The organism is Mesobacillus sp. QJM3NY_10, assembly GCF_056173465.1.
Genome location: NZ_CM149675.1, coordinates 3,611,971 through 3,638,829 on the forward strand (window position 1 = coordinate 3,611,971; position 26,859 = coordinate 3,638,829).

Annotated in this window: 22 protein-coding genes; 5 read left to right on the top strand and 17 right to left on the bottom strand. The window is 43.5% G+C overall.

Annotation, left to right across the window (positions count from 1 at the left end; genetic code table 11):
• Positions 1-252 precede the first annotated feature (252 nt).
• The 7 genes from pnpS to AC0VX7_RS18225 form a co-directional block, all read right to left on the bottom strand.
• Complete coding sequence (gene pnpS, locus AC0VX7_RS18195; RefSeq protein ID WP_475425315.1) at positions 253-2,019, bottom strand: two-component system histidine kinase PnpS; 1,767 nt, start codon at positions 2,017-2,019, stop codon at positions 253-255.
• On the bottom strand, positions 2,016-2,732 hold the full coding sequence (locus tag AC0VX7_RS18200) for a response regulator (protein WP_475425316.1): 717 nt from the start codon (positions 2,730-2,732) through the stop codon (positions 2,016-2,018). The genes pnpS and AC0VX7_RS18200 overlap by 4 nt, the downstream gene beginning before the upstream one ends.
• A gap of 220 nt (positions 2,733-2,952) precedes the next feature.
• Entirely contained in the window at positions 2,953-3,429 is a 477-nt protein-coding gene (locus AC0VX7_RS18205) for a MaoC/PaaZ C-terminal domain-containing protein (RefSeq protein ID WP_475425317.1), read from the bottom strand.
• Between the two features lie 138 nt (positions 3,430-3,567).
• Complete coding sequence (mdh, locus tag AC0VX7_RS18210; protein WP_214905881.1) at positions 3,568-4,506, bottom strand: malate dehydrogenase; 939 nt, start codon at positions 4,504-4,506, stop codon at positions 3,568-3,570.
• A 90-nt stretch (positions 4,507-4,596) separates the two neighbouring features.
• The gene (gene icd / locus AC0VX7_RS18215) at positions 4,597-5,865 is read right to left on the bottom strand and encodes an NADP-dependent isocitrate dehydrogenase (protein ID WP_215037112.1); all 1,269 of its coding nucleotides are present in this window, start codon (positions 5,863-5,865) and stop codon (positions 4,597-4,599) included.
• Positions 5,866-6,060: 195 nt separating this feature from the next.
• Positions 6,061-7,176: a citrate synthase gene (citZ, locus tag AC0VX7_RS18220; RefSeq protein WP_041966467.1), complete on the bottom strand. Its 1,116-nt coding sequence runs from the start codon at positions 7,174-7,176 to the stop codon at positions 6,061-6,063.
• A 371-nt stretch (positions 7,177-7,547) separates the two neighbouring features.
• Entirely contained in the window at positions 7,548-8,006 is a 459-nt protein-coding gene (locus AC0VX7_RS18225; RefSeq protein WP_226603646.1) for a DUF441 domain-containing protein, read from the bottom strand.
• Positions 8,007-8,430: 424 nt separating this feature from the next.
• On the opposite strand from AC0VX7_RS18225, the gene ytvI reads away from it, so the two are divergent.
• Complete coding sequence (gene ytvI / locus AC0VX7_RS18230) at positions 8,431-9,558, top strand: sporulation integral membrane protein YtvI (RefSeq protein WP_475425318.1); 1,128 nt, start codon at positions 8,431-8,433, stop codon at positions 9,556-9,558.
• 92 nt (positions 9,559-9,650) lie between these two features.
• On the opposite strand, the gene AC0VX7_RS18235 is transcribed toward ytvI, so the two are convergent.
• The 8 genes from AC0VX7_RS18235 to dnaE all read right to left on the bottom strand — a co-directional run bounded on the left by AC0VX7_RS18235 (position 9,651) and on the right by dnaE (position 21,606).
• Positions 9,651-10,037, bottom strand: coding sequence for an FxsA family protein (locus AC0VX7_RS18235; protein WP_475425319.1), 387 nt, complete (start codon positions 10,035-10,037; stop codon positions 9,651-9,653).
• Between the two features lie 1,051 nt (positions 10,038-11,088).
• Positions 11,089-12,849, bottom strand: coding sequence for a pyruvate kinase (pyk, locus tag AC0VX7_RS18240; protein WP_475425320.1), 1,761 nt, complete (start codon positions 12,847-12,849; stop codon positions 11,089-11,091).
• Between the two features lie 32 nt (positions 12,850-12,881).
• Positions 12,882-13,841, bottom strand: a complete 960-nt coding sequence (gene pfkA / locus AC0VX7_RS18245) for a 6-phosphofructokinase (RefSeq protein WP_041968054.1) — start codon at positions 13,839-13,841, stop codon at positions 12,882-12,884.
• Positions 13,842-14,135: 294 nt separating this feature from the next.
• Positions 14,136-15,113, bottom strand: coding sequence for an acetyl-CoA carboxylase carboxyl transferase subunit alpha (gene accA, locus AC0VX7_RS18250; RefSeq protein ID WP_475425321.1), 978 nt, complete (start codon positions 15,111-15,113; stop codon positions 14,136-14,138).
• Positions 15,098-15,976, bottom strand: coding sequence for an acetyl-CoA carboxylase, carboxyltransferase subunit beta (accD, locus tag AC0VX7_RS18255; protein WP_475425322.1), 879 nt, complete (start codon positions 15,974-15,976; stop codon positions 15,098-15,100). The genes accA and accD overlap by 16 nt, the downstream gene beginning before the upstream one ends.
• 174 nt (positions 15,977-16,150) lie before the next feature.
• Positions 16,151-16,714, bottom strand: a complete 564-nt coding sequence (locus AC0VX7_RS18260; protein ID WP_475428196.1) for a FadR/GntR family transcriptional regulator — start codon at positions 16,712-16,714, stop codon at positions 16,151-16,153.
• A 67-nt stretch (positions 16,715-16,781) separates the two neighbouring features.
• Positions 16,782-18,020: an NADP-dependent malic enzyme gene (gene ystJ / locus AC0VX7_RS18265; protein WP_475425323.1), complete on the bottom strand. Its 1,239-nt coding sequence runs from the start codon at positions 18,018-18,020 to the stop codon at positions 16,782-16,784.
• 235 nt (positions 18,021-18,255) lie between these two features.
• Positions 18,256-21,606, bottom strand: a complete 3,351-nt coding sequence (gene dnaE, locus AC0VX7_RS18270; RefSeq protein WP_475425324.1) for a DNA polymerase III subunit alpha — start codon at positions 21,604-21,606, stop codon at positions 18,256-18,258.
• 121 nt (positions 21,607-21,727) lie between these two features.
• Between dnaE and ytrH the strand changes: the two genes are divergently transcribed.
• The 3 genes from ytrH to AC0VX7_RS18285 all read left to right on the top strand — a co-directional run bounded on the left by ytrH (position 21,728) and on the right by AC0VX7_RS18285 (position 23,716).
• Positions 21,728-22,105 (top strand): sporulation membrane protein YtrH, encoded by a 378-nt coding sequence (gene ytrH / locus AC0VX7_RS18275; RefSeq protein WP_475425325.1) that lies wholly within the window; start codon positions 21,728-21,730, stop codon positions 22,103-22,105.
• Positions 22,106-22,609, top strand: a complete 504-nt coding sequence (ytrI, locus tag AC0VX7_RS18280) for a sporulation membrane protein YtrI (protein ID WP_475425326.1) — start codon at positions 22,106-22,108, stop codon at positions 22,607-22,609. It abuts the gene before it with no gap.
• Between the two features lie 783 nt (positions 22,610-23,392).
• The gene (locus AC0VX7_RS18285) at positions 23,393-23,716 is read left to right on the top strand and encodes a hypothetical protein (RefSeq protein WP_475425327.1); all 324 of its coding nucleotides are present in this window, start codon (positions 23,393-23,395) and stop codon (positions 23,714-23,716) included.
• Positions 23,717-23,778: 62 nt separating this feature from the next.
• On the opposite strand, the gene AC0VX7_RS18290 is transcribed toward AC0VX7_RS18285, so the two are convergent.
• The gene (locus AC0VX7_RS18290) at positions 23,779-24,714 is read right to left on the bottom strand and encodes a DHH family phosphoesterase (protein WP_475425328.1); all 936 of its coding nucleotides are present in this window, start codon (positions 24,712-24,714) and stop codon (positions 23,779-23,781) included.
• 401 nt (positions 24,715-25,115) lie between these two features.
• On the opposite strand from AC0VX7_RS18290, the gene AC0VX7_RS18295 reads away from it, so the two are divergent.
• Entirely contained in the window at positions 25,116-25,412 is a 297-nt protein-coding gene (locus AC0VX7_RS18295) for a YtpI family protein (protein WP_215036065.1), read from the top strand.
• 42 nt (positions 25,413-25,454) lie between these two features.
• Here AC0VX7_RS18295 and AC0VX7_RS18300 read toward each other — a convergent pair whose 3' ends face one another.
• The gene (locus AC0VX7_RS18300; RefSeq protein ID WP_475425329.1) at positions 25,455-26,774 is read right to left on the bottom strand and encodes a DRTGG domain-containing protein; all 1,320 of its coding nucleotides are present in this window, start codon (positions 26,772-26,774) and stop codon (positions 25,455-25,457) included.
• Between the last annotated feature and the right edge of the window lie 85 nt (positions 26,775-26,859).

Here is a 26,859-nt window from a genome sequence, read left to right on the forward strand (position 1 = left end):
CAAGCGGGGTCAGCTTGTGCTTTTCTCTAGCTCCTTGGATGAAGGGGTTTTCACTAATGATTGTAGCAAGGTAGTGTTAAGGAAAAATAAACCTTTTGTTAAGTGAATGTAAATTTGGGGCTTTTTAATCTGAATGTTGTTTTTAGTTCCAGCAGCTTCGCATTCCGCCGGAACAAGAAAGAAGCCCAATTCAGTTACGAATTGGACTTGCTAATTAGCTATTGTACTCATATGACCCTCAATTGATCTCCCCTATTGAGGCAACTTTTTAAAGAGCTTGATCGTAAACGTTGTACCTTTGCCAATCTGGCTGTCAACTTCGATATGTCCTTTATGTGCTTCAACAATGTGTTTGACGATGGCGAGGCCTAACCCTGTTCCGCCGGAGTTCCGGCTTCTTGCCTTGTCCACCCGATAAAATCGTTCAAAGATCCTCGTTATTTCGCTCTTTTCGATCCCTATACCTGAATCCTTGACTACAATTGAAACGGAATCTTCCTGGTCAGTTAAAGAAATCTCTACACTTCCGCCATTTGGAGTGTAGGTAATTGCATTGCTGACAAGGTTGATCAGCACCTGCTTGAGCCTGTCTGGATCTCCTTCAATAACTGCCTCTGCAGTGTGCTGACTGAGCTTCAGCATAATATCCTTTTGTGCTGCTTTTCCTTTTAAAATCTCAATAACTTCATTGGCTTCTTTTATGAGATCAACTGTCCCTATAGTCAGCCGGAAACCATGTTGCTCAATCTTCGAAAGGTCCAGCAATTCCTGGATCAATACCTGAAGACGGTCACTTTCCTTTAAAATGATTTCGAGGAATGCTTCAAGTGTTGCCTTATCATGCATCGCACCATCCAGCAGCGTTTCCGAAAAACCTTTAATCGAGGTAATTGGTGTCTTAAGTTCATGCGAGACATTTGCCACAAAGTCCTTCCTCATCTGTTCCAGTTTTTTGAGTTCCGTAATATCATGGAAAACGAGAAGGATTCCCTTCCAGACATTGTTTGTCCCGATAATCGGCACTCCATAAACTTCGAAATGGCGTCGTTCGATTTCCAATGGCAAAACAACTTGCTTCCGTACTTTTTGCTCTGTCATGAAAATCTCTTCGACCATCTGGGTGATTTCTTCATGGTCAATTACTTCATAGTAAAGTTTGTAGAGGTATTCAGAAGCCTCCACATTAAAAATTTCCTTGTAAGGCTTATTAATCAAGTTGATAAAGCCCCTGCTGTCGATCAGAATCAAACCGCTGCCCATATTTTCAATCAGTGTGGTCAATCTGTCTTGCTGGGATTCTTTCAGCTTCATCAGTTCCTGAAGATTTCTGGCAAGAATATTGATAGACGAACTCAGCATGCCTGTTTCATCAATATGATCCTCATATGTCCTGGCCCGATAATTTCCTTTTGCCAGCTCGATCGCGACGTTTGTCGCAGACTCGATCGGTTTCGTATAGCGGTTGGTGATCCTTGTGCCAAGAAGGATGATGACCATTAATGCCATGCCAAGGCTAACGGTAAGAATCCACCAGATTTGACGATAAGCTTTCTGCAGTTCATCAATCTTTGTTGTTAAAAAAACATAGCCTTCTTTTTCGCCGTCATGAATGAGCGGTTTCCAATAATAATGCAGATCATAACCTCCGCCTACTTCCAGGTCACTCTGCTCTTCAGGAGTCCCTTCAACGATGTCGCCAATAATATCCCTGTGCCTATTGATTTTCGTGCTTGATAGTTCACCCGTGTCATAATGGATATCACCCTCAAGATCAACGATGGTGATCCTTGCGTTAAGCAGGCCGCTCATCCGCGAAATTTCTTCGTTGTCCAGCGATGTGAGTCCTCCATTTTGTTCGATATTGGAGGTTAAAAGGTTCATTTCGATCTTCAGCCGTTCATTGAATGAATTAATGTAGTAATTCTTGAATAATTGCCCTAAAAGCAGGCCCAAGCCCACCAAGACGATGATGATCAGGGTAATGAGGGCAAACAAGAGACGTGTCCGGTACTTTGTCATTCTCCCTTTGGTTCCTCCAGCTTATATCCCAGGCCTCGTATTGTTTTGATATAGGATGGCTTTTTCGTATTCTGTTCGATTTTTTCCCGTAAGTGGCTTATATGTACATCTACAATTCTTGTATCTCCCGCAAAGTCATAATTCCACACAGCGCTGAGCAGCTGGTCACGAGTCAGCACTCTGCCTTTATTCTTTGCCAGGTAAAGGAGCAACTCGAATTCTTTTGGAGTCAATTCAAGCAAGTTTTCCATAAAATAAGCTTCATAGAAATCCGGAATGATTTTAACATCACCTATCTTGATTTGCCCCTCATCCTCAGGCTTTTCCTCAACTATTTCTGGCTGTGTCTGCGTCCTTCTGAGAATGGCTTTTACCCTTGCTACAACCTCACGCGGACTGAACGGCTTAGTCATGTAATCATCAGCGCCCAGCTCCAGACCAAGCACTTTGTCAAATTCGTCATCTTTTGCCGTCAGCATCAGAATCGGCACATTGATTTTCTGCTGCCTGAGCTGCTTGCATACTTCCATGCCATCGAGCTTCGGAAGCATCAAATCCAAAATCATCAAATCTGGTTTTTCATCAGCTGCAAGGCGGATTCCTTCCTCGCCGTCCATACCGGTTACCACTGAATAACCAGCCTGTTCGAGATTATACTTCAGCAGTGTCACAATAGATTGTTCATCATCCACAACCAAGACCTTCTTGTTCATATAAGCCTCCAAAAAAAGTTATTACCCCTGTTTCATCCAAGCTCTTTTCTCAAACTTTGTTGCTAGTGACTACAAAATTTGAGACTTTAGGATTTTAACAACAATCTTACGAAAACAGCCTTCATCCAATAGCTCTATTTACATTATAATATCAACCCAACCGATAAAATCAAATGATAAACAAAAAGGGATGCACAATTATTGTACATCCCGAAAAAATTTAAAAGTTTTCTAATGCTTTGCCTTCCATACGCTGGACAGGATATGGAGGACAGACGAGCAGCAGCCCCTTTACAACTGTCTCATCTTCTTCATTTTTTCCTGTAACCGAAATTTCAATATTATGCTTACTCCTGATCACTTCGGTTACTTCAAAAAGGAATTGGACTGTACCATAATGGTATACAGGCTTCACATACTCAATATCCTGCTTCAGAATATGGCTCCCTGGTCCTGGGAGATATTTTGAAACAGCTGAAGTGATGATCCCATTCAGCATGATTGCCGGCACAATCGGTTTTTCATAAGGCGTCTGTGACGCGTAATCATGCTGAATATACAAAGGATTGGCATCATTCGTCAATCCCAAATATAAGAGAAGGTCTTTATCTTCGATTTTTTCTGTTAATGTTAATTTTTCTCCGACAGTGATTTCTTCTATTTTCCTGCCAAGCTTACGTTTTCTTCCAAGCAGCATAGCATTTACCCCTTTGTAATAGAAGTTCAGGAATGTTCATTCCCATCTCTTGTCCCAAATTCATATACTTTATAATTTTTGTAAAAAAATCGGGGAATATTCCCCGATTTTTTTTATTTACTAGTGATATGCTAACGATTAAGCAAGTACAGCCATAACGTTGCGGACTGCTTCTGCAGACTTATCAAGTGCTGCTTTTTCTTCTGAAGTCAATTCAAGCTCGATTACTTTCTCGATTCCGCCAGCGCCAAGGATTGTTGGAACTCCAAGGTAAATTCCTTCGTAACCATACTCTCCTTCTAGATATGCAATGGATGGCAATACGCGTCGCTGATCCTTCAAGATCGCTTCACACATTTCAACTAGGGAAGCTGCCGGCGCATAGTAAGCGCTGCCATTCCCAAGTAGGTTGACGATTTCGCCGCCGCCTTTGCGAGTGCGTTCTACGATAGCATCAAGGCGTTCTTTTGGAATAAGTGTTTCAAGAGGAATGCCCCCTGCATATGAATAACGCACAAGTGGAACCATGTCATCGCCGTGGCCTCCAAGAACGAAACCTGTAACGTCTTTAACAGACAGGTTTAATTCCTGAGCTACGAATGTACGGAAACGAGCAGTGTCCAATACGCCCGATTGGCCGATTACGCGATTTTTAGGAAAGCCGGACTCTTTGAAAATAGTATAAGTCATCGCATCAACTGGATTAGTCAATACAACGATGAAACTATCAGGGGAGTGCTTGGCGATTTCCTGGGCTACACTTTTCATGATTTTTTGGTTCGTCTGGACAAGGTCATCACGGCTCATGCCAGGTTTGCGCGCAATACCAGCTGTAACAACAACGATATCTGAGTCTTTCGTATCTTCATAGCTCGAAGTACCGGTAATGTTCGCGTCAAAGCCTTGGACTGGGCTCGCTTCAAGCATATCAAGCGCCTTACCCTTTGTAGGGTTTTCCATTTGCGGGATATCGACTAATACTACATCCCCAAGTTCCTTCTGTGCTAGCAAGAATGCTGTTGTTGCTCCTGTGAATCCTCCACCAATGACTGAAATCTTTTTGCGTTTCAATGACATAAGGCTTCCTCCTCAGAACGAATATATTTTTAAAAATATATGTTATTTATGTAAAGGCTATCCTTAAAAAGGATAGCCTTCCGCACATTTTTAGCCCATGTTCTTGATCAGTTCATCACCGAACTCAGAGGTCTTGACTTCTGTAGCTCCATCCATCAAACGAGCAAAGTCATATGTTACAACCTTAGATGCGATTGATTTTTCCATTGACTTGACGATCAAGTTAGCTGCTTCAGTCCAACCAAGGTGCTCAAGCATAAGAACGCCTGAAAGGATAACAGAAGATGGGTTAACTTTATCCAAACCAGCATATTTCGGAGCAGTACCATGTGTCGCTTCGAAAATAGCGTGGCCAGTTTCATAGTTGATGTTTGCTCCAGGAGCGATACCGATACCGCCTACCTGTGCTGCAAGTGCATCAGAAATGTAATCTCCGTTAAGGTTCATTGTTGCAACAACATCGAACTCTTTCGGACGTGTAAGAATTTGCTGAAGGAAGATATCAGCAATCGCATCTTTAACGATGATCTTGCCAGCAGCCTCTGCGTCAGACTGAGCTTTGTTTGCTGCATCAGTACCTTGTTCTTCCTTAATCTTGTCATATTGAGCCCAAGTGAATACCTTATCACCGAATTCCTTTTCAGCAAGTTCATAACCCCAGTTTTTGAACGCGCCTTCTGTGAATTTCATGATATTGCCTTTATGTACAAGCGTTAATGATTTACGGCCTTCTGTGATGGCGTAATTGATCGCTGAACGTACAAGGCGCTCTGTTCCTTCTTTGGAAACAGGCTTGATACCGATACCTGAAGTTTCAGGGAAACGGATTTTATTTACACCCATTTCGTTTTGCAGGAATCCAATAAGCTTTTTGACTTCGTCAGATCCGCTTGCATACTCGATACCAGCATAGATATCTTCAGTGTTTTCACGGAAAATAACCATGTCAGTGTCTTGAGGACGCTTTACAGGAGAAGGAACACCTTCAAACCAGCGAACAGGGCGCAGGCAGACAAATAGGTCAAGTTCCTGGCGCAATGCAACGTTAAGAGAGCGGATTCCGCCACCGATTGGTGTTGTTAAAGGTCCCTTAATCGCGATTAAGTATTCATTGATTAATTCTAAAGTTTCGCTTGGAAGCCACTCACCAGTCTGGTTGAATGCCTTTTCTCCAGCAAGAACTTCTTTCCAGACAATCTTTTTCTCACCCTTGTATGCTTTTTCAACTGCTGCATCAAGAACGCGGACAGAAGCTGCCCAGATGTCCGGACCTGTACCGTCACCTTCGATAAAAGGAACGATTGGATTGTTTGGTACGTTTAAAACTCCATCTTTAACTGTAATTTTTTCACCTTGCATATTATTCTCTCCCTCCAAAATCCTAATTCATTAACAGAATCAAAGGTTAGCAGGCGAGATTGCCACTAACCTTCTTTTGGGAAGCCGTGTATCCATCGATTTATAAAAAATTGTTTGGATAACCAGCTTCCTTCACTCTCCTATTAGAACAATTTTTCACTAAAAAGTAAAATATTGCTCCTTTATCTCTAATAATTATCTCATTTCGATGGCAACATATTCTTGCTTGCCAGGACCTGTATAGTCTGCACGAGGGCGGATCAGGCGGTTGTTGTCATACTGTTCAAGGATATGTGCAAGCCAACCGGAAACACGGCTTACAGCAAAGATCGGCGTGAACAGGTCATGATCGATGCCAAGGCTGTGGTATACAGATGCTGAGTAGAAGTCCACATTTGGCGGAAGGTTCTTTTCGCCTGTAACGATTTCTTCAATCTTAGTGGACATTTCGTACCAATGAGGTTCTCCAGTCAGCCCAGTAAGCCTCTTGGACATTTCTCTCAAATGTTTCGCACGAGGATCTCCCAGGCGGTATACGCGGTGTCCAAAGCCCATGATCTTTTCTTTGTTCGCAAGCTTTCCGCGGATTGCCGGCTCAACATTTTCAAGAGTGCCGATTTCAGTCAGCATTTTCATAACTGCTTCATTTGCTCCTCCATGAAGTGGGCCTTTCAATGCACCAATCGCAGCTGTAACACCGGAATACACATCAGATAGTGTTGCAACGCAGACACGCGCAGTGAATGTTGAAGCGTTAAGCTCATGGTCAGCATGAAGCACTAGCGCCTTGTTCATTGCTTCTACTGCTATTTCATCTGGCTCTTCCCCAGTCAGCATGTAAAGGAAGTTTGCCGCGAAGTTAAGGTCTTCTCTTGGCGCGATTGGCTCAAGACCTTTCCTTACTCTTGCGAAAGCCGTAACGATAGCTGGCATCTTTGCCTGGAGGCGGATCGCTTTGCGGTAATTCGCTTCTTTTTCCATTACATCTGATTCATCATCATATAATCCTAAAAGAGATACAGCCGAGCGAACTGCAGCCATCGGATGGACTTTATCAATAGGGTACATCTTGAAATGCTCAAGAACTTCTTTCGGCAAAGCCGCATTCTCTGCAAGCTGCTTTTTCAATTCGTCCAATTCTGCTGCTGTAGGAAGCTTGCGGTGCCATAATAAGTAAATCACTTCTTCGAAACTAGCATTTTCAGCTAGATCGTCAATGTCATAGCCTACATAAGTAAGCGTGTCATCAATAATAGAGCTGATAGAAGATGTTGTTGCCACTACCCCTTCAAGACCACGTGTTACTGTCATACTCAATCTCTCCTTTGTAGTTAATTTCCCCATATCCCATTTTGTCTGTATGTTGAATTGCTGTTAAAAACAGCGATATCAGAAAAAAAGAAATTTCTGACACTTTATGCGAAAAGCCGGACCATACGCCGGCGACAGACCGATTCCAGCCGAAATGCCCTAAATACGATGGGTATCGAGCGCTTGCTCAGGCAACCGGCAAAAAAAGAAAATGCTTACATTTTGTTAAATTAAAAAACCGTGGATACTCTTCTAATCCCCAGGCCTATACAGGGGAATGGAAGCAGTTACAAGTCCTATTATAAACAATTATCTGACATTTGTGAATGAAAACAACTTAAATCAATATAAAATATTATTTTACAAAAAAGCTATTTAAAAAATTCAAAGATTTTCATAGCCGCAAATGCAATGCCGGCACCAATCAAAGGACCAACTGCTACTCCTTTGAATAATGATACGGCCAAAATTGTTCCCAGGACAAGAGCGGTCGTTATATGGGGATCTTCGGCCAGCAAGGTAACTCCGCCTTTCGCAAGCAGAGCAACTGCCATCCCGGATATCAGGGCAATCCATGCATAGGGTGACTTGAAAGCACCACCTAAATCTTTGAAGCCAATATCACCGCTGGCAATGGGCGCCAGGACAGCAATAGTGATAACCGTTACTCCCCAGTTTATACCTTTACCCTGGAGCAGCGAAAATGTTTTGGCTTCAACACCAGCAATCTTCATCACAAGCAGGACCAGGACCGCAATAATTAACGATTGGTTTTTCGCCAGAAAAGCAATCGCCAATAAAGTTAGTAAAAAAAGCATAGGCTCAAGCATAAATTTGTCATCCTTCCACGGTTAAAACTATTGTAACATAATTAAAAATATTACACCAAATAGGTAGGATTAAAGGTTGTTGCACGTACTGATTATACGCTTTAGATGATTGTTTAAATGCACAATTTCACTTTTGAATAAACTGCTTTGAGCAGAATTCATTATTATATTTTGACACCCTTTTTACGAATTCCATTTCAAAAGTCACTCCGGGCGTTAATAATATAATTTTGTTTTCATATCAGCATATCAAAGAAGTCTTTCTCTGAGATATTTTATATTTTAAAGGATTTTTAAAAATTAAATCGAATCTTTTAAAATTATAAGCCGTATATTTTAGGAAACTTTCAGGACTGGCATCAAGCTTTTAAGATATACAAACAGTATTGGCATCCAGTTGGCCATTCCAAAAGGAGGAACCTGTTTGAATCTAGTATATCTACATAGGACATTACGTTTTATTTTCGTCATTGGTATCGTTGTGGCCGGCGCACTTGCACTTTTTTTCGTTTCCAAAGTAACTTACCCATTCATCATCGGCTTCCTGATTGCTTTTATGATGAATCCGCTCGTCAACTTTTTCCAGAAGCGGGCAAAAATGCCCAGGTCTCTGGCGGTACTCATTTCCCTTGTGTTGATCATGTTGGTGTTCGCAGGGCTGATTACATTGCTTGTTGTCGAGATCGCTTCCGGAGCTGAATACCTTGCGAAAGTTGTTCCTGAACATCTGGTTACTTTGATTGATTATATTGAACATTTATTTGCTGCTCAACTAATTCCTCTTTACAATCAGCTAACAGGCATGTTCCAAAGCCTTGAATCGGGGCAACAGGATACGATAATGGATAATATCCAAAACGTCGGCGCGACCATAGGGACAACGACAGGGAATTTCATCAAAGACTTTTTTGAGAAAATCCCCAACATTCTGTCCTGGTTTCCGAATGCAGCAACTGTCCTCATTTTCTCATTATTAGGGACCTTCTTCATAAGTAAAGACTGGTATAGATTATCGGCAATGGGTACCAGGTTTTTGCCTAATCGCGCAAGGACGAGCAGCAAGACTGTTTTTGACGATTTAAAAAAGGCATTATTCGGTTTTGTCAGGGCCCAGGCTACACTGGTTTCGATCACTACCGTCATTATCCTGATTGGTTTGCTGATCCTACGTATTGATTATGCCATCACGATTGCCCTGGTTACCGGTATAGTTGACATCATTCCATATCTCGGTACGGGGGCTGTATTTGTCCCGTGGATCATCTATGAGGCGATTGCCGGTGAAATGAGTACTGCAATCGGTTTAGGCGTCTTGTATGTTGTTGTATTGGTCCAAAGGCAGATCATGGAGCCAAAAATACTCTCATCAAGCATTGGGCTTGACCCGCTCGCAACCTTAATTGCTCTGTTCGTCGGCTTCAAGACCATCGGCTTCCTCGGGCTGATTGTCGGTCCAGTCATCCTGGTGATTTTCAATACACTGCAACGCGCGAATGTGTTCCGGGATATTTGGACATTCATTAAAGGCAAAGATGAAGTGATTATAAAATAAGGCTGTCGCCAGGCTGTAAGGCGCTACCTGTAAACAATCGGAAACAGATTTTACAAAAAAACGCCAACTCCAATGAGTTGGCGTTTTCTATGTTAACGAATTACTTTGATCGTACCTTTATCAATCCAGTTACGGAATAATCTGAGCATTAATGCTTTGAAAAACTTCCTGGTCGGTGGTGCCAGAAGTAAAAATCCCAGAGTGTCAGTAATGAAACCCGGTGTCAGGAGAAGAGTACCGCCAACTAGGATGCTGATTCCATCCAGGATGACATCTCCTGGCATCATGCCTCTGCCTAACTGGTCCTGAGTTCTTCTTAACGTTTCCAACCCTTGCTGCTTTGCCAAAAAAGCCCCAAGGAAGCCTGTAAGGATGATAATCAGGATCGTCGGCCAAATGCCAATCGTCTGACCAGAAAGAAGCAGGACACCAATCTCAGCAGCCGGAACAATAACTAAAAACAAAAAAATATATTTCATTCTCCACCTCAATATTTTGAAATAGCGTGTCCTTCTATTATACGTGGCGAGGTGACGAGAATACAATAATTTGATTGCTGGGATGGATTGAAAAGAATCGTAATAGATATTGCTATAGGGGTACACCTTTAGTGAGTGCGGACATTTCCGGCAAGATCACTCGGTGTTTTGTCCGAACATGGGGTGACTTCGGACATTTCCAGCAAAATCACTCGGTGTTTTGTCCGAACATGGGGTGACTTCGGACATTTCCAACAAAATCACTCGATGTTTTGTCCGAACATGGGGTGACTTCGGACATTTTCAGCAAAATCACTCGGTGTTTTGTCCGAACATGGGTTGACTTCGGACATTTTTAGCAAGACCATATACTGTTTTGTCCGAACATGAGGTGACTTCGGACATTTTCAGCAAGATCACTCGGTGTTTTGTCCGAACATGGGGTGACTTCGGACATTTCCAGCAAGACCACTTGGTGTTTTGTCCGAACATGGGGTGACTTCGGACATTTTCAGCAAAATCACTCGGTGTTTTGTCTGAACATGGGGTGACTTCGGACATTTTCAGCAAAATCACTCGATGTTTTGTCCGAACATGGGGTGACTTCGGACAATTTTTAGCAAGATCACTCGGTGTTTTGTCCGAACATGGGGTGACTTCGGACATTTTCAGCAAAATCACTCGATGTTTTGTCCGAACATGGGGTGACTTCGGACATTTCCAGCAAAATCACTCGGTGTTTTGTCCGAACATGGGGTGACTTCGGACATTTTCAGCAAAATCACTCGGTGTTTTGTCCGAACATGGGATGACTTCGGACATTTCCAGCAAGACAACTCGATGTTTTGTCCGAACACGGGGTGACTTCGGACATTTTCAGCAAAATCACTCGATGTTTTGTCCGAACATGGGGTGACTTCGGACATTTCCAGCAAGATCACTTGCTGTTTTGTCCGAAGTGAAATTTGTTCTGACACTCCCAAGCGGGCAACCAGAGGCTCAAAAATAAAAGCGTGAAATCGGTAAGATTTCACGCTTTATTTGATGATGATTATAAAACGCTGGCATGTCCTTTGTAGATGACGCCTCTTGCTGAGTCTACCGTAATTTCCTGGCCATCTTCAAATAGCTTCATTGCGTTTTCAACGCCAACGATAACAGGGATTCCAAGGTTCAAACCAACTACTGCCGCATGGCTTGTCAAACCGCCTTCTTCTGTGATCAAGGCGCTACACTTCTCAAGCGCCGGGACCATTTCGCGGTCAGAGCCGATTGTTACAAGGATGCTGCCTTGTTTTACCTTACTGATTGCTTCTTGTGCATCCTTTGCAACGACTACTCTTCCGTATGCAGACTTGCGTCCGATACCTTGAGCTTTTGCAAGGATATCGCCTACTACATGGATCTTCATCAGGTTAGTTGTGCCTGCTTCTCCAACCGGTACGCCAGCTGTGATGACGACAAGGTCACCGTGCGAAACAAGGCCACTGTTTACACTTTCTTCTACTGCAATTGCGAGCATTTCGTCTGTTGTTTCAGCTTTCTGGCCAAGCTGTGGATATACTCCCCATACTAGAGCCAGGCGGCGAAGAACATGGTCATTCGATGTTGCTGCAATGATTGGAGCCTTCGGGCGGTATTTTGAGATCATACGAGCTGTATGGCCGCTTTCAGTCGGTGTGATGATTGCGTTCACTTCAAGATTCAACGCTGTATGTGCAACCGATTGTCCGATAGCATCTGTAATATTGTGCTCTGTATCTTTACTGCGAGCTGATAAAAGTTCTTTATGATCAAGTGCTTGTTCTGCACGTGATGCAATATTATGCATTGTCTGTACAGCTTCTACAGGATATTGTCCTGCAGCTGTTTCACCAGAAAGCATGATTGCATCTGTACCATCAAAAATCGCATTTGCTACGTCACTTGCTTCTGCGCGTGTCGGACGCGGATTGCGCTGCATGGAGTCAAGCATTTGTGTTGCAGTAATGACAGGCTTGCCAAGTGTGTTGCACTTTTTAATCAAATCCTTTTGCACAAGCGGCACTTCTTCTGCCGGGATTTCGACACCAAGGTCTCCACGTGCAACCATCAGGCCATCAGAAACTTCAAGAATTTCATTGATATTGTCGACGCCTTCCTGGTTTTCGATCTTAGGGATGATCTGGATATGGGAACCGTTGTTTTCTTCAAGAAGCTGGCGGATTTCCAACACATCTGTCGCGCGGCGCACAAAAGATGCTGCGATAAAATCTACACCTTGCTCAACACCGAATAGGATATCTTTTGCGTCTTTTTCTGTGATTCCTGGCAGGTTAACAGAAACACCTGGTACGTTCACACCTTTTTTATTCTTAAGCGTTCCGCTGTTCAGGACCCTAGTTTTAATCTCATTGTTAGACTTGTCAATGCTGATAACTTCCAGACCGATCAATCCGTCATCAAGAAGGATTTTCGCTCCTGGATGTACATCATCAATCAATTGGTCATAAGTAACAGAGAACTTTTCAGCTGTGCCTAGAACCTCTGTCATGGAAACGATGCATTCCTGGCCTGTCGTAAGCTCGATCGCTCCGTCTTCCATATCATTCGTGCGGATTTCAGGGCCTTTTGTATCAAGAAGGATACCTACCTTCTTCCCTGTTTTCTCAGCAGCTTCTCTGATATTCTTGATACGTGCTGCGTGTTCCTCGTGATTTCCGTGTGAGAAATTAAGACGGGAAACATTCATACCTGCTTCAATCAATTGAACTAATTTTTCTACACTTTCACTTGCGGGACCAATTGTACAAACAATTTTTGTTTTGCGCATAGCTTGCAACCTCCTGGTTTACTGTAAAGAGATTAAATAGAAAGCTCTTTCGATAATTTATATAAGTTCAAGTCAACAGTATGCTCTTTTGCCAAAGCTTCGATGATATCGTAATCAACTAATTGATTCTTTTCCATTCCAACCGCACGTCCACCTTTGCCTTCCAATAAAAGCTCTACCGCCCGTGCTCCCAGCCTGCTTGCAAGAACGCGGTCGAATGCTGTAGGCGTTCCTCCGCGCTGAACATGGCCAAGGACCGTAACACGTGTATCAAAATCAGTCTCTTCCTGCAATTGCTTCGCGAAATCATAACCGTTCATGACACCTTCTGCTACAACAATAATACTGTGTTTTTTTCCACGTTCATGGCCTTTTTTAAGGCGGCCAGCTATGTCCTTCATGTCATGTGGATCCTCAGGAATCAGGATCGTTTCCGCACCGCCTGCCAGACCAGCCCATAATGCCAGATCTCCAGCGTTGCGTCCCATTACTTCGACAACAAATGTCCTTTCATGTGAAGAAGCAGTATCACGGATTTTATCGATTGCATCGATGACAGTATTAAGCGCTGTATCAAATCCGATTGTGAACTCAGTTCCTGGGATATCATTGTCAATCGTTCCAGGTACACCGACACAAGGGAATCCTTGTTCAGTCAATGCTTTTGCTCCCCTGTAAGAACCATCTCCTCCAATGACAACGAGACCGTCAATCCCAAGCTTATTCAATTGCTCAATTCCTTTTTGCTGGCCTTCCTTTGTCTTAAATTCTTCGCTGCGCGCAGAATAAAGGAACGTTCCACCTCGGTGGATGATATCACCAACTGAACCAAGCTCAAGCTTTTTAATATTTCCGCTCATCAAACCTGCGTATCCGCCAAATACACCATAAACCTCTACATCATGATAGATTGCTTTTCTAACAACCGCACGTACTGCGGCATTCATGCCGGGCGAATCCCCGCCGCTCGTCAAAACACCAATTCTTTTCATCTTTTCACCTCATTCAATATGTACTGTACCAAAAACAAAACGTAGTATTCTGATATTAGCTTGTCTTATTATAAACAGAATACCCGGGAATATTTCTAAAATACCACGTAGAATACCGTATCTCAACTGAATCCTCAATATTGACAATAAGACGGAATTATCACGTAATTGCAAGCGCTTCAATAGGATTTTCAGCACAGCTGCCTTCGCATTAATGACTGCTTTTAGGTGTATGTCCGATTTGTCAAGATATATTTTTATAAAATAAAAATAAAACGTGCTGTTTCGCACGTTTTATTTTACCCCTATAAATTCAGTTGGAAACGAAAACTCTCCAATTCGTTTATATTTTTCGTAGCGCTGGCTTAGCAGTGTCTCTTCATCCAGAACAAGCAGTTCGGACATCGAGTCTTTTAAAACTTTATCCATATACTTTGCCTGCTGTTTTAGATCTTTATGCGCCCCGCCTTTTACTTCCGGAATGATTTCATCTATGATTCCAAGCCCTTTAAGGTCTGGTGCCGTAATCTTCATTGTTTCGGCTGCTTTTTTCGCCAAAGTAGAATCTTTCCAGAGAATGGCCGCTGCTCCTTCAGGCGAGATCACAGAGTACGTGGAGTTCTCAAGCATATGAATGTAATTGCCGACTCCAAGCGCCAATGCTCCACCGCTTCCGCCTTCACCAATGACCACACAGATTACCGGAACCGTGAGTCCTGCCATCTCGAATAGATTTCGGGCAATAGCCTCACTCTGGCCACGCTCTTCTGCTGCTTTTCCAGGGTAAGCCCCCTTGGTATCGATAAAACAAATAATCGGACGCTTAAACTTCTCAGCCTGCTTCATCAAACGCAAAGCCTTCCGGTAACCTTCGGGATGTGGCATGCCAAAATTCCTGCGGATATTTTCCTTTGTATCTTTTCCGCGCTGATGGCCGATAACGGTCACGGGATAGCCGTGGAACTTAGCGATGCCGCCAACAATTGCTTCATCGTCCCCATATGACCTGTCACCATGACATTCGAAGAAGTCAGTAAACAGCAAAGAGATATATTCAAGCGTTGTCGGGCGATTAGGATGTCGGGCAATCTGCACTCTGTCCCACGGTTTCATGTTCTCGTAAATTTCAGATTCAAGCTTTTGCAGCCTTGTTTCTAATTTATCAATTTCAGCCGTAAGATCTACATCCGTACTCTGTGTGAATTCCTTGAGCTCACTGATTTTTTTCCTGAGCTCCATTACTGGTTTCTCAAATTCTAGTTCTCCTGCCATTCGAAAGTCCCTCCTGGCTGATGGATTTCAAGTATTCCTGAGATTTTTTCTTTTAATTCCGTTCTCGAGATCACAGCATCAAGCTGTCCATGCTTAAGCAAGAATTCAGATGTCTGGAAGTCTTCAGGCAGCTCTTCGCGGATTGTCTGTTCAATGATCCTTCTTCCTGCGAAGCCGATCAAAGCTCCAGGTTCTGCTAGATTGTAGTCGCCAAGCGAGGCAAAACTCGCGGAAACTCCACCTGTTGTCGGGTGAGTCATAATGGAGATGATCAACCCGCCATTATCACTGAATCTTTTCAATGCGACGCTTGTTTTCGCCATTTGCATCAAACTCAGGACACCTTCCTGCATCCTGGCTCCGCCCGAAGCGGTAAAAATGATAAATGGTATCGATAATTCATCGGCTTTTTCAATCGCCCTGGTAATCTTTTCACCTACGACGGAACCCATGCTTCCCATCCGGAAAGTCGCATCCATGATCGCTATAGCGATATCAAGTCCATTCACACTGCCTAATCCGGTAACTACAGCTTCATTTAATCCTGTTTTTCCCCGGTCCTTTTCGAGCTTTTCCTCATATCCTGGAAATCCTAATGGATTGCCTGAAACCATCTCGCGGTCCAACTCACGGAAACTTCCCGTATCGAGAAAGCTGTCGATTCGCTCTGCTGAATTCATTTGATGGTGGTAACCACACTGGAAACACACCTTGCAATTTTTATTCAGTTCTTTCGTATACATGATTTTCTTGCAGTTCGGGCATTTCGTCATGATTCCTTCAGGAACATCCTGCTTCGCTGCTTCAGAAGGAATTGTCGCGTACTTTTTCTTTTTCGTTTTCGTAAAAAGTTCCTTAAGCAAGTTATAACCCCCTCCGAATAATGCTAGTTATTTTGTAATATCCTAAATTTAGTCAAAAAGAACTAAGTGGCCAGACCACTATTTCAAAAAAGAAAGAGAGGCTGCCCTCCAGGCATCATAGGCATGTCCACAAGTATATAACATCCTATTTACAAAAGATGTTACTTCATGTCGTCATTCTGTCGACATTTTCCGCAGCATGCGATACCTTTCGAGGATCAAGTCTCCTCTTTTTGTTTCAAGTGAGTCTACCAGTTTGTGATAATCGGCTTTTTCAGCCGGCGATACTTTTAGCTGAAGTGCATTATAATAATCATTCAGAATATACCAGATACGATAAAAAAGATGATTGTCAGCAAGTTCGGCAATTTTCCTGAAAAATTCCTCGTCCTCAAAATTATGGTCATCTATCCAGACCTTTAATCTTTTGATTTCGTCTTCCTTAAACTTTTCAGCCGCAAGATAAAGACAATCGACCTCAATCATATTTTTTGTTTCTACCACATCATCTTTAGCTTTTTCATCCTGCAGGATAAAGGTGCTTAATAATTGGACAAGCTGGTTGCCGCGGAAGTCCCTCATAAACGTTCCTTCTCCCCTTCTCGTCTCGATCAAACCGAGAAGCTCGAGGGCACGCAATGCCTCGCGAACGGAGGAGCGCCCGGCGTTCAGGCGCTCTGAAAGTTCACGTTCGGATGGGATTTTATCTCCTGGCTTTAAGCCGTCTTTATTAATCATTTCTCTAAGCTGCCTGACGATTTCCACATATACTTTTGTGTTTTTTTCAGGCTGTGCCACTAAGAGATCACTCACCTTTTCCAATCAATGCTAGACGCTTGGTGCGCTCTTTGACTTCTTCTGGATCCACTTTAATGCGCGCGACTCCCGTTTCCATCGCTGCATTCGCTACAGCCGCCGCAACAGCAGGAGCTACACGCGGGTCAAATGGGCCTGGGATGACGTAATCACTCGAAAGCTCGGACTCCTGGATCAGGCTAGCGATTGCGTCTACAGCAGCCACCTTCATCTTTTCATTGATATGGGTAGCCCTGGCATCTAATGCACCGCGGAAAATTCCAGGGAATGCAAGTACATTGTTCACCTGGTTAGGGAAGTCGGACCGGCCTGTACCAATTACTGCCGCTCCTGCTGCCTTTGCTTCCTCTGGCATGATTTCCGGCACCGGATTTGCCATCGCAAAAATAATTGGATCGTTATTCATCGATTGGACCATTTCAGAAGTCAACGCTCCAGCGACGGATACTCCGATAAATACATCCGCGCCTCTGATAGCATCTGCAAGGGATCCTTCAACGTTGTCACGGTTGGTGAATTTAGCAACTTCGTCCTTAATCGCATTCATGCCGTTAGGGCGTCCTTCATAAATCGCACCCTTTGTATCGCACATGATGATGTCACGGACTCCGTATGAATATAGAAGCTTAATGATTGCAATTCCCGCAGCTCCAGCTCCGTTTGCGACCACTTTAATTTCGTTCATTTTTTTGCCGACAATTTTCAGCGCGTTCACGAGACCAGCCACTGTTACAATTGCAGTTCCGTGCTGATCATCATGGAATACCGGGATATTCGTTTCCTTTTTCAAACGTTCTTCCACAGCGAAGCAGTTTGGCGCAGCGATGTCTTCCAGGTTGACTCCACCGAATGTCGGCTCAAGCAGTTTTACAGTCTCGACAATTTTATCTACATCCGTTGTATTCAAACAGATCGGAAAGGCATCGACGCCAGCAAAGCTCTTGAAAAGAACAGCTTTTCCTTCCATTACTGGAAGCGCGGCTTCGGGACCGATATTTCCAAGGCCCAAAACTGCTGTGCCATCAGAGACAACCGCTACCATATTGCCTTTCATTGTATAATCATAAACGGTTTCGGGCTTATCATATATTTCCTTGCAAGGCTCCGCCACACCCGGAGAATAAGCAAGACTCAAATCTCTTGCATTCCTTACAGGTACTTTTGATTTTGACTCTAATTTACCTTTGTTTACACGGTGCATGTGCAAAGCTTCTTCACGTAAAGTCAACTCAGGTCCACTCCTTAGTTATAGGCTTTCTTCGCCAAAGATTGGCGCTTTCGTCTTGCTCATTTCCGGCTATGAAACAGCTTGATAAACGGCGAGAATGATGAAGACAGCATTCTTCCAGAAACGACAATTATTTGCGAAAAAATACCTGATTATAAAAAAAGTTTGCCTACTACAGTGGTCTGACCACACATATCCTTTTCCAATATAACACATCTATTATACTTGTAAAGAACTAATTCTTCAGGACGACATTATTGTCACCCAATACCTTCTTCAATTCTCCCATACTTCCAAGTTCTGCCTTAACGCTGAACTCTCCTGGCAGCAGAAGTGATTTCTCGGTTTCTTCGTTATACACTATTACCGGTACAGCTCCATGATGTTTTTTCAATAAAGCTTTGAGTTCATTCATCTTGCCAGCACTGTCCGTTCCTTTAGCAATCCGCAAATATAGAACTGGTTTTTGTTCTGCTTCTTTTTCAAGGTCGAGCACTTGTTGCACGATAAATTGGCTCTTCCCGTCACGTTCATCGAACTTTCCTTCCAGCAGCGCCATTTTTCCCTGACCCAATACATGTCCATACTGCTTATATACAGATGGGAATACGACAGCATCTGTTTCCCCGCTTGCATCGCTAATAGTGAGGAAAGACATTGCTTCACCTTTTTTCGTCCGTATTTTCTTTTCCTCAGTAATATAGACACCAAGCCTAACTTTGCTTCCCGGGGATTTAGAGGCGATCTTTTTAACACCTGCTGCCTTGAATTCCTGTTCGTAAATAGAAGCGGGATGCTTGGATAAGTAGACTCCGAGCACATCCTTTTCGAGGCTGAGCTTATCCTCAATCCGCATCGGGTCGACCTGGGTATACTTTGGCTTCAGTGAAAACTCTGCTTCAGCGAACATATCAATCTGTCCGGAGTCATCGGGAGCCACCAACTGTGCGTGTTCAATCGCGACATCAATCGTCGCTAAAAGAACTGCGCGGTCCTGCCCGAATTCATCGAAAGCACCTGAATAAATCAACGCTTCGAGCACTTTCCTTGTGGCTGCTTTTTGAGGCACCCGGATACAAAAATCGAATATATCCTTAAATGGCTGGTTTCTTCTCGCCTGGAATATTTCCTTGAGAGAGGCGATGCCTACTCCTTTAATTCCTGCAAGGCTGTACCGGACTGCGTCCCCTTCTGGCTGGAAGCTAAAAGCACTTCTGTTGATCGAGGGAGGAAGAAGTTTGATTTCCATTTGCTGCAGCTCTCTTGCATACTGCGCGATTTTCACATCATTTCCGATTGCCGAAGTAAGCAGCGCAGCCATAAAGTAGAGCGGATAATGAGCTTTAAGGTACGCCAGCTGGTAAGCAATCATGCTGTATGCGACTGCATGGCTCCGGTTAAAGCCATAGTTAGCGAAGCGGACAATCAGATCATAGATAAGATTCGCTGTTTGGGTGTCATATCCTTTCTTTAAAGCACCATTCACAAAGTGTTCACGTTCCTGGTCAAGGACTTCCTTTTTCTTCTTCGAAACGGCTCTCCTCAGCAAGTCGGCTTCACCCAGGGAAAATCCGGCCATCTGCGATGCAATCTGCATGATTTGCTCCTGGTAGACGATGACCCCATATGTATCCCCAAGGATCGGTTCGAGGTCCTTATGGTAATAATCTATAGGCTGCCTTCCGTGCTTGCGGTCTATGAACAGCGGGATATTTTCCATCGGGCCTGGACGATAAAGCGCATTGACTGCGACAATATCTTCAAACCTTGTTGGTCCCAGCTTCATCAGTACTTTTCTCATCCCATCGGATTCCAGCTGGAAGATACCAGTCGTCTCTCCCCTTCCAAGCATCTCAAATGTTTCTTTATCTTCCACCGGGATATCATGAATGTCCAGCTTGCGCCTGTTTTTTTGCTGGATGGAGTGAAGGATTGAATCTATTAATGTCAGATTCCGTAATCCTAGGAAATCCATCTTCAACAGACCTATTTCTTCAAGGTGATCCATTGAATATTGGGTAAGGAACACTTTTGACTGACCAGATTGAATCGGCACGACATTTGTAAGTGGCTGTTCGCTGATCACGACTCCCGCAGCGTGTGTCGAGGTATGCCGCGGCAGACCTTCAAGCTTGATTGCCGTTTCAAGGATTCTCTTATTCTTGGAGGATTCTTCTATAAAATCCCTTAACCCGGCAGATTCCTGGATGGCATCTTTCAGGGTGATGCCAAGTCTCGATGGCACAAGCCTAGACAGCCGGTCGAGCTCCTTCGCGTTCAAGCCGAAAACGCGGCCAACATCCCTTACTGCTGCCTTCGCTGCGAGTGTTCCAAAAGTGGCAATCTGTGCTACATGAAGCTCGCCATATTTGGAGGCGACATATTCGATCACCTCATCCCTGCGATTATCAGGGAAGTCGATGTCGATATCAGGCATCGAAATTCGTTCTGGATTCAAGAACCTTTCAAAGAGAAGATTATGTTCAATCGGGTCGGCATCGGTAATGTACAATACATAGGACACGATCGAACCAGCTGCCGAACCACGTCCCGGTCCGATGAGGATTCCTCTTTCCCTCGAGTATTTTATGAAATCCCAAACAATCAGGAAGTAATCGCTGAAGTTCATTTTTTTAATGACTGACAGCTCATATTTCAGCCTGTCGATATGCTTTTGGGACGGATTTCCGTACCGCTCTTTAAGCCCCTGAAAGCACAGTTCTTCGAGCATTCCATCTGCATTTTTCCCAGGGTCGACAGGATACTTTGGCAGATGCCTTGTATCAAAGTCAAGCATGACATTACAGTTCTCCGCTATCTTCAGCGTATTCTCCAATGCTTCAGGATACTCTGAGAACAGCTCACCCATTTCTATTGCTGGCTTTAAGTAAAATTCGCTGCTGCCCAGTTTTTCACGGGCATCATCCTGGAGTTTCTCACCATTCCTGATCGCCAGCAGGCACTCCTGAGCAAATGAATCTTCTTTTTCCAGATAATGCACCTGGTTGGAAGCTGCCAGTGGAGTGCTGGTTTCACTGCCTAACCTTGCCAGCTGACCGACTAATTCCTTTTGCCCCGGTAGGCCCTGGTCCTGTATTGATAAGTAAAAGTTATCACTGCCAAAGATCTGCTTGTATAGATCCACAGTCTTTAGGGCTTGCTCTCTTTCACCGTTTGTTAAATAATATTCTATTTCTCCCTGGGTTCCTGGAGTTATCGCAAATAGGCCTGAAGCGTAATGTTTCAGCCATTTCACCGGTATTCCCTCAGGTGATTTCGTCTGTACAGCACTGGAAATCTTGATCAGGTTCTGGAATCCTTCATTGTTTTTCGCGAGCAGCACAAGCGGGAAGGATTCATGTTCCAGAGTGGGACTGACTACGTCAACAGTCAGGCCGAGCAGTGGTTTGACCGAGTTTCTCAGGCATTCTTTATAAAATGCGACACTTCCGTACATTACATTGCGGTCCGTCAGTGCGAGTGCGGAAAATCCTTTTGCCCTGGCATCGCGGACTAGCTGCTCTATTGTTGCCGTACTCGTGAGCAGGCTGTATGCACTATAGACATGAAGGTGAATAAATGGCATTTCTCTCACACCCTTAAAGGTTAGGTTCATCTTCTTTCATTATAGGCTTTTAAGGTAAAAAAAGAAAATATGTTCTCATTTGTTCAAGGAAGTTTAAACATATTAAATGCAGATTGTCCATATGATGAACTACGAGGAAAAAATCTACCATTTACTGAGGGTGTTTTATGTGAATCAGCCATTTGCTTCCCATCTATTCGAAGCCTATTTTATCGCGCTTGGTGTATTGCTTGGCGGTTCGCTGATTGGCGGATTGGCCGCATTTTTGACAGGGCAGCCTTTAATGACGGAAATTGCCCGGTTCTCAAGTTCCATCCGGATATGGGCCATCATTGCTGCGATCGGCGGTACCTTTGATACCGTCTACAGCTTTGAACGGGGGCTTTTAAACGGTGAAACAAAGGATATTTTTAAGCAATTCTTGTTGATACTCACAGCCATGGGCGGTGCGCAGACTGGTGCACTTCTGATCAACTGGCTGACGCAGGAGCATATATAAATGAGAATCCCCCCTTATTACCGCAGGCCTGAATGGCAGAGATTTTTTTCAGGTATGGCTATAGGCGCTGTCTTGAGCTGGTGTGTGTTCCTATATATCAATGGTGTATCCCTTGAAAAAAATGCGAAGACCATACATGAACAAAAAGATGAGATTGCTGAATTAAAAAGTGATATTCAAATCTGGATGGAGGATTATGAAGAACTAAACAAAAAAAATCAGGAGAACTTGACTGTCCAGGAGATTAAGGTGAAGATCGTCAACGATAAAAAATATAAGCAACTTGATACGCTAAGCATCTACGAAATAGAAGAGGAGACAAAGGGGCAGCTGAACATGCTTCTTGCCAAGGATCTCGATTCAGTTTTTAAAAGCAGGGATTTGATCACCAGAGTGATTGAAAACAAATCCATTAAAGTGAATGACAAGCGCTATAAACTGAAAATCAAGTCAATGGTCATCTATACTTCCGTCAGCATTCAGGTGGAGATTAGTCTTGATTGATTTGACTGTTGGTGTTGGTGCAAAAATTTGGGGATAACCTCGGAAAGCTGTCTTGATTCCAGCTTTATTTTGACAGCTTTGGAGATTTCACAATAAAGCTGTCTTGATTCCAGCTTTATTTTGACAGCTTTGATGGGTTTCGCATGAAAGCTGTCACGATTCTGGCTTTATTTTGACAGCTTTGATGGGTTCTATACGAAAGCTGTCACGATTCTGGCTTTATTTTGACAGCTTTGATGGGTTCTGTACGAAAGCTGTCACGTTTCCAGCTTTATTTTGACAGCTTTGATGGGTTCTGTATGAAAGCTGTCACGTTTCCAGCTTTATTTTGACAGCTTTGATGGGTTCCGGGTGAAAGCTGTCTTGATTCCGGCTTTATTTTGACAGCTTTGATGGGTTCCGGGTGAAAGCTGTCATGATTCCAGCTTTTTTTTGACAGCTTTGATGGGTTCTGTACGAAAGCTGTCACGATTCCAGCTTTATTTTGACAGCTTTGATGAGTATCACACGAAAGCTGTCACGATTCTGGCTTTATTTTGACAGCTTTGATGGGTTCCGCATGAAAGCTGTCACGATTCCAGCTTTATTTTGACAGCTTTGGAGGCTTTCACAATAAAGCTGTCTTGATTTTATTTATACAGCTATAGAGTTAATCTCAATGGAGCTGTCTCAATCCGGCCAGTAAATAAAGGTAATTCCCTCCAGTTGTGATCAGTTTGTGTGACGCCTGATAAAACCGGGAAATATAAAAGAAATTGGAAGATATCGACTGGAGGGATTCAGATGAGTTTTAACAACGGAGCAGGCAATAGCGGCAGCGGAGTTGGCGGAGGTTTATTCCCTGCGTACGCCATGAACAATCTTAACAGAGAAAACGAAGTGAAGTTAAATGAGGACCAGTTTGATGTATACGTGAATGATGATTTTGTTGGTAAAAAAAGCCTTAAAAATCAAGGTGAGAATCTTTCTGACATTGATGACTTCTTAAAACAGCAAGGGATCAGTGATTTTACAGCTTCCCTTGACGGTGACCACTATAAGATCAAGACAGATGGCTCGAATAAGGATATAGCAGGTGCATTAAATGTTTATTTTAATAATAGATAAATGATAGTAGCAAGGTGCGGTTCAGTATTGAAACGCACCTTGCTTTTTTGCTAATGGAGTTGTTATTCTTTGCAGGCTTGAATGAGGTCAGCAAGAACTTTGTCGACATCATCCCATGAATAGATGGATGCACCTGCAGCCAGTGGATGGCCTCCGCCATTGTAATTCCTGGCGATCGTGTTGATCACAGGTCCTTTGGAACGGAGGCGTACCCTGATTTGATCTTCTTCTTCAATGAAAAACACCCAGGCCTTGATCCCTCTTACATTCCCCAATTCACTCACAAGCAATGATGCTTCAGATGGCTTGACTGAATACTGATCAAGCAGTTCCCTTTTCATGACCACCTTGGCCGCACCATTTTCCAGCAGCTCGAAGTTCTGGAGGATGTATCCATTCAACTTCACCACATTCGGTGCCAGTTCATACATTTTGTCATAAAGCTCGGTGCGCGAGAAGTTATAGTGGATTAATTCTCCCGCGTAGGCAAAGGCTTTATTGGTCGTGCTTGGATACAGGAATCGGCCAGTATCGCCAACAATTCCGGCATACAGCAATCTGGCTGCCTCGTCAGACATCTTCAGGCCCTTATCCTTGAAAGTAAGGTAAAACTCATAAATCATCTCACTGGTAGAACTTGCGGAAGTTTCCACCCATTGCAGGTCTCCATACGGATCTTCATTTGGATGATGATCAATCTTTACAAGCTGCTCCCCTAAACGATAACGCTCGTCACAAATCCGCTCAGCGTTCGCTGTGTCACATACAATGACCAGCGCTCCTTTAAAAGTATCGTCAGAGATAGAATCAAGCCTTCTCAGATAATTAAGCGATGGCTCCTCTGCCCCAACGGTGTAAATATTCTTTTCAGGATACGAAGCCTTCAGGATTTCAGCCAGGCCTCCCTGTGATCCGTAGGCATCAGGATCCGGTCTCACATGGCGATGGATAATAATCGTTTCATAATTTTCAATAGCTTCCAGTATTTGCTCTTTCATAAAAATGCTCCTTCACGTTTTTCATATCTTAATTATGAACATATTTTTTGGAAAAGAAAAGCAGGAAGACATTATGTGGGGAGTGTTTAGCTGGAAAAAAAACGCGTTTTTTTCCAGTTTGCGAATAAACAGGTGGTTTTTGCGAATAAAACCAATCGTTTTGCGAATAAATCCATTTTTTTGCGATTAAATCTATTTTTTTGCGAATAAAATTATTAATAATTTTCAAAATCAATCTATTTTTTCACGATTAACCCATGGGTGATTGCGAATAAACTCTATCCCACATTTCCCATCATAGCAATTCAACCTATGTATTGAGCCATTGAAACGCAAACTGTATGGCATTCTGCTTAAATTAACGGTAAAATAAGAGTGATTCTGAATGTGGAGGAAATGCAATGCCTATTTTTGTACTACTAATCGTTCTTTCATTCGTCTTTTATATCTTTTACAAGATCAAATATGTTCGCAGCAAACGGCCTGCTGAGCGAAAATGGCTATCAGCCAAGTCCAGCATCGCCCTGGGATTGTTCGTCACACTATTTGGTATCAATCAACTGTTCCTTTTCCAGACTACTGTCACATACATCGTAGGTGCTATATTCATTGTCATTGGTTCATTAAGCATCTGGGCCGGATTTAAAGCATATAAATTCTACCTACCGCACGCTGTAAAGGAAGCTCAGGAAAATTAAGCACAATAAAGCCGATCCCGTTAAGGATCGGCTTTATTTATTTTAGTGCCTGTCAATCAGCTGGCACATCATCATCGCTTTCCCGACGAGAACTCCATCATTGAAGGCTTCGATATCGACCTTACCGAACTTCCTTCCTACCTCGAGCACCTTTGGATAAATTTCTATGACACTGTCAATCTGCACAGGTTTCATAAAATAGATCGTCATATTTTCAACAACTAGATCACCTTTTTTATACCCACGCAGCACACGGTTTGCGGCTTCTGTGACGATTGTCGTAAACACGCCATATGAAATCGTCCCAAGATGGTTCGTCATCTGCGGAGTCACCTGGCAGCGGAAAATGTCTTCATCCTTTGTTTTCCCTTTTGCCAGAACCAGCTGGTTTGTAACCGTATCATCCAGAGTCTCTCCTACCTGCGGCTGGCGCTGGATCATTTGAAGTGCCTTCAATACATCCTGCCTGCTGACAATGCCCTGAAGCCTGTTGGCGTCATCCACAACCGGCAGTACCTCAATGCCTTCCCATACCATCATGTGGGCAGCTGAAGCGACACTCGTCGATCCGCTTACAGTCATCGGATTCTTTGTCATGATTTTCTCGATCAATATATCCTGTTCATGGCCCATAGCGTCCTTCGATGTGATCATCCCGATTACTTTCATATTCTGGTCCACTACCGGGAAGCGGCTGTGCATTGTTTCATCCTTATGACGGTACCAATCAGATACACGGTCATCCGCTTTGAGAAAAATGGTCTCAGAAACCGTCGTCAAGATATCCTCGACAAGGATGATTTCCTTTTTGATCAATTGGTCGTATATCGCACGGTTGATCATGGTCGCTACTGTAAAAGTATCATAACTACTTGAAATGATCGGCAGCTGCAGTTCATCTGCAAGCTTTTTTACATGGTCTTCGGTATCGAAGCCACCAGTCACTAAAACAGCTGCCCCTGCCCTAAGCGCTTGCTCATGGGCTTTGTCGCGGTTCCCGACGATTAACAGGTTGCCCGCTCCTGTATAACGCATCATCGCTTCAAGCTTCATGGCCCCGATGACGAATTTATTCAATGTTTTATGAAGTCCGGCGCGGCCCCCCAGTACTTGTCCATCGACGATATTGACAACTTCGGCAAAAGTGAGCTTCTCAATGTTCTCTTTCTTTTTCCGTTCAATCCTGATGGTGCCGACACGTTCAATCGTGCTCACATATCCTTTATTTTCAGCATCCTTAATTGCTCTGTATGCAGTTCCTTCGCTTACGTTAAGCGCCTTGGCGATTTGGCGTACCGATATCTTTTCTCCTATTGGCAATTCATCTATATATTGAAGTATTTGTTCATGCTTAGTTGCCAAGACTTTCACCCTTTTTAATAATTTTCCGTACAAAGTAGTTCTATCCATTATTATTATAAGGTTTATAAGGGTTGGATTCAATTTA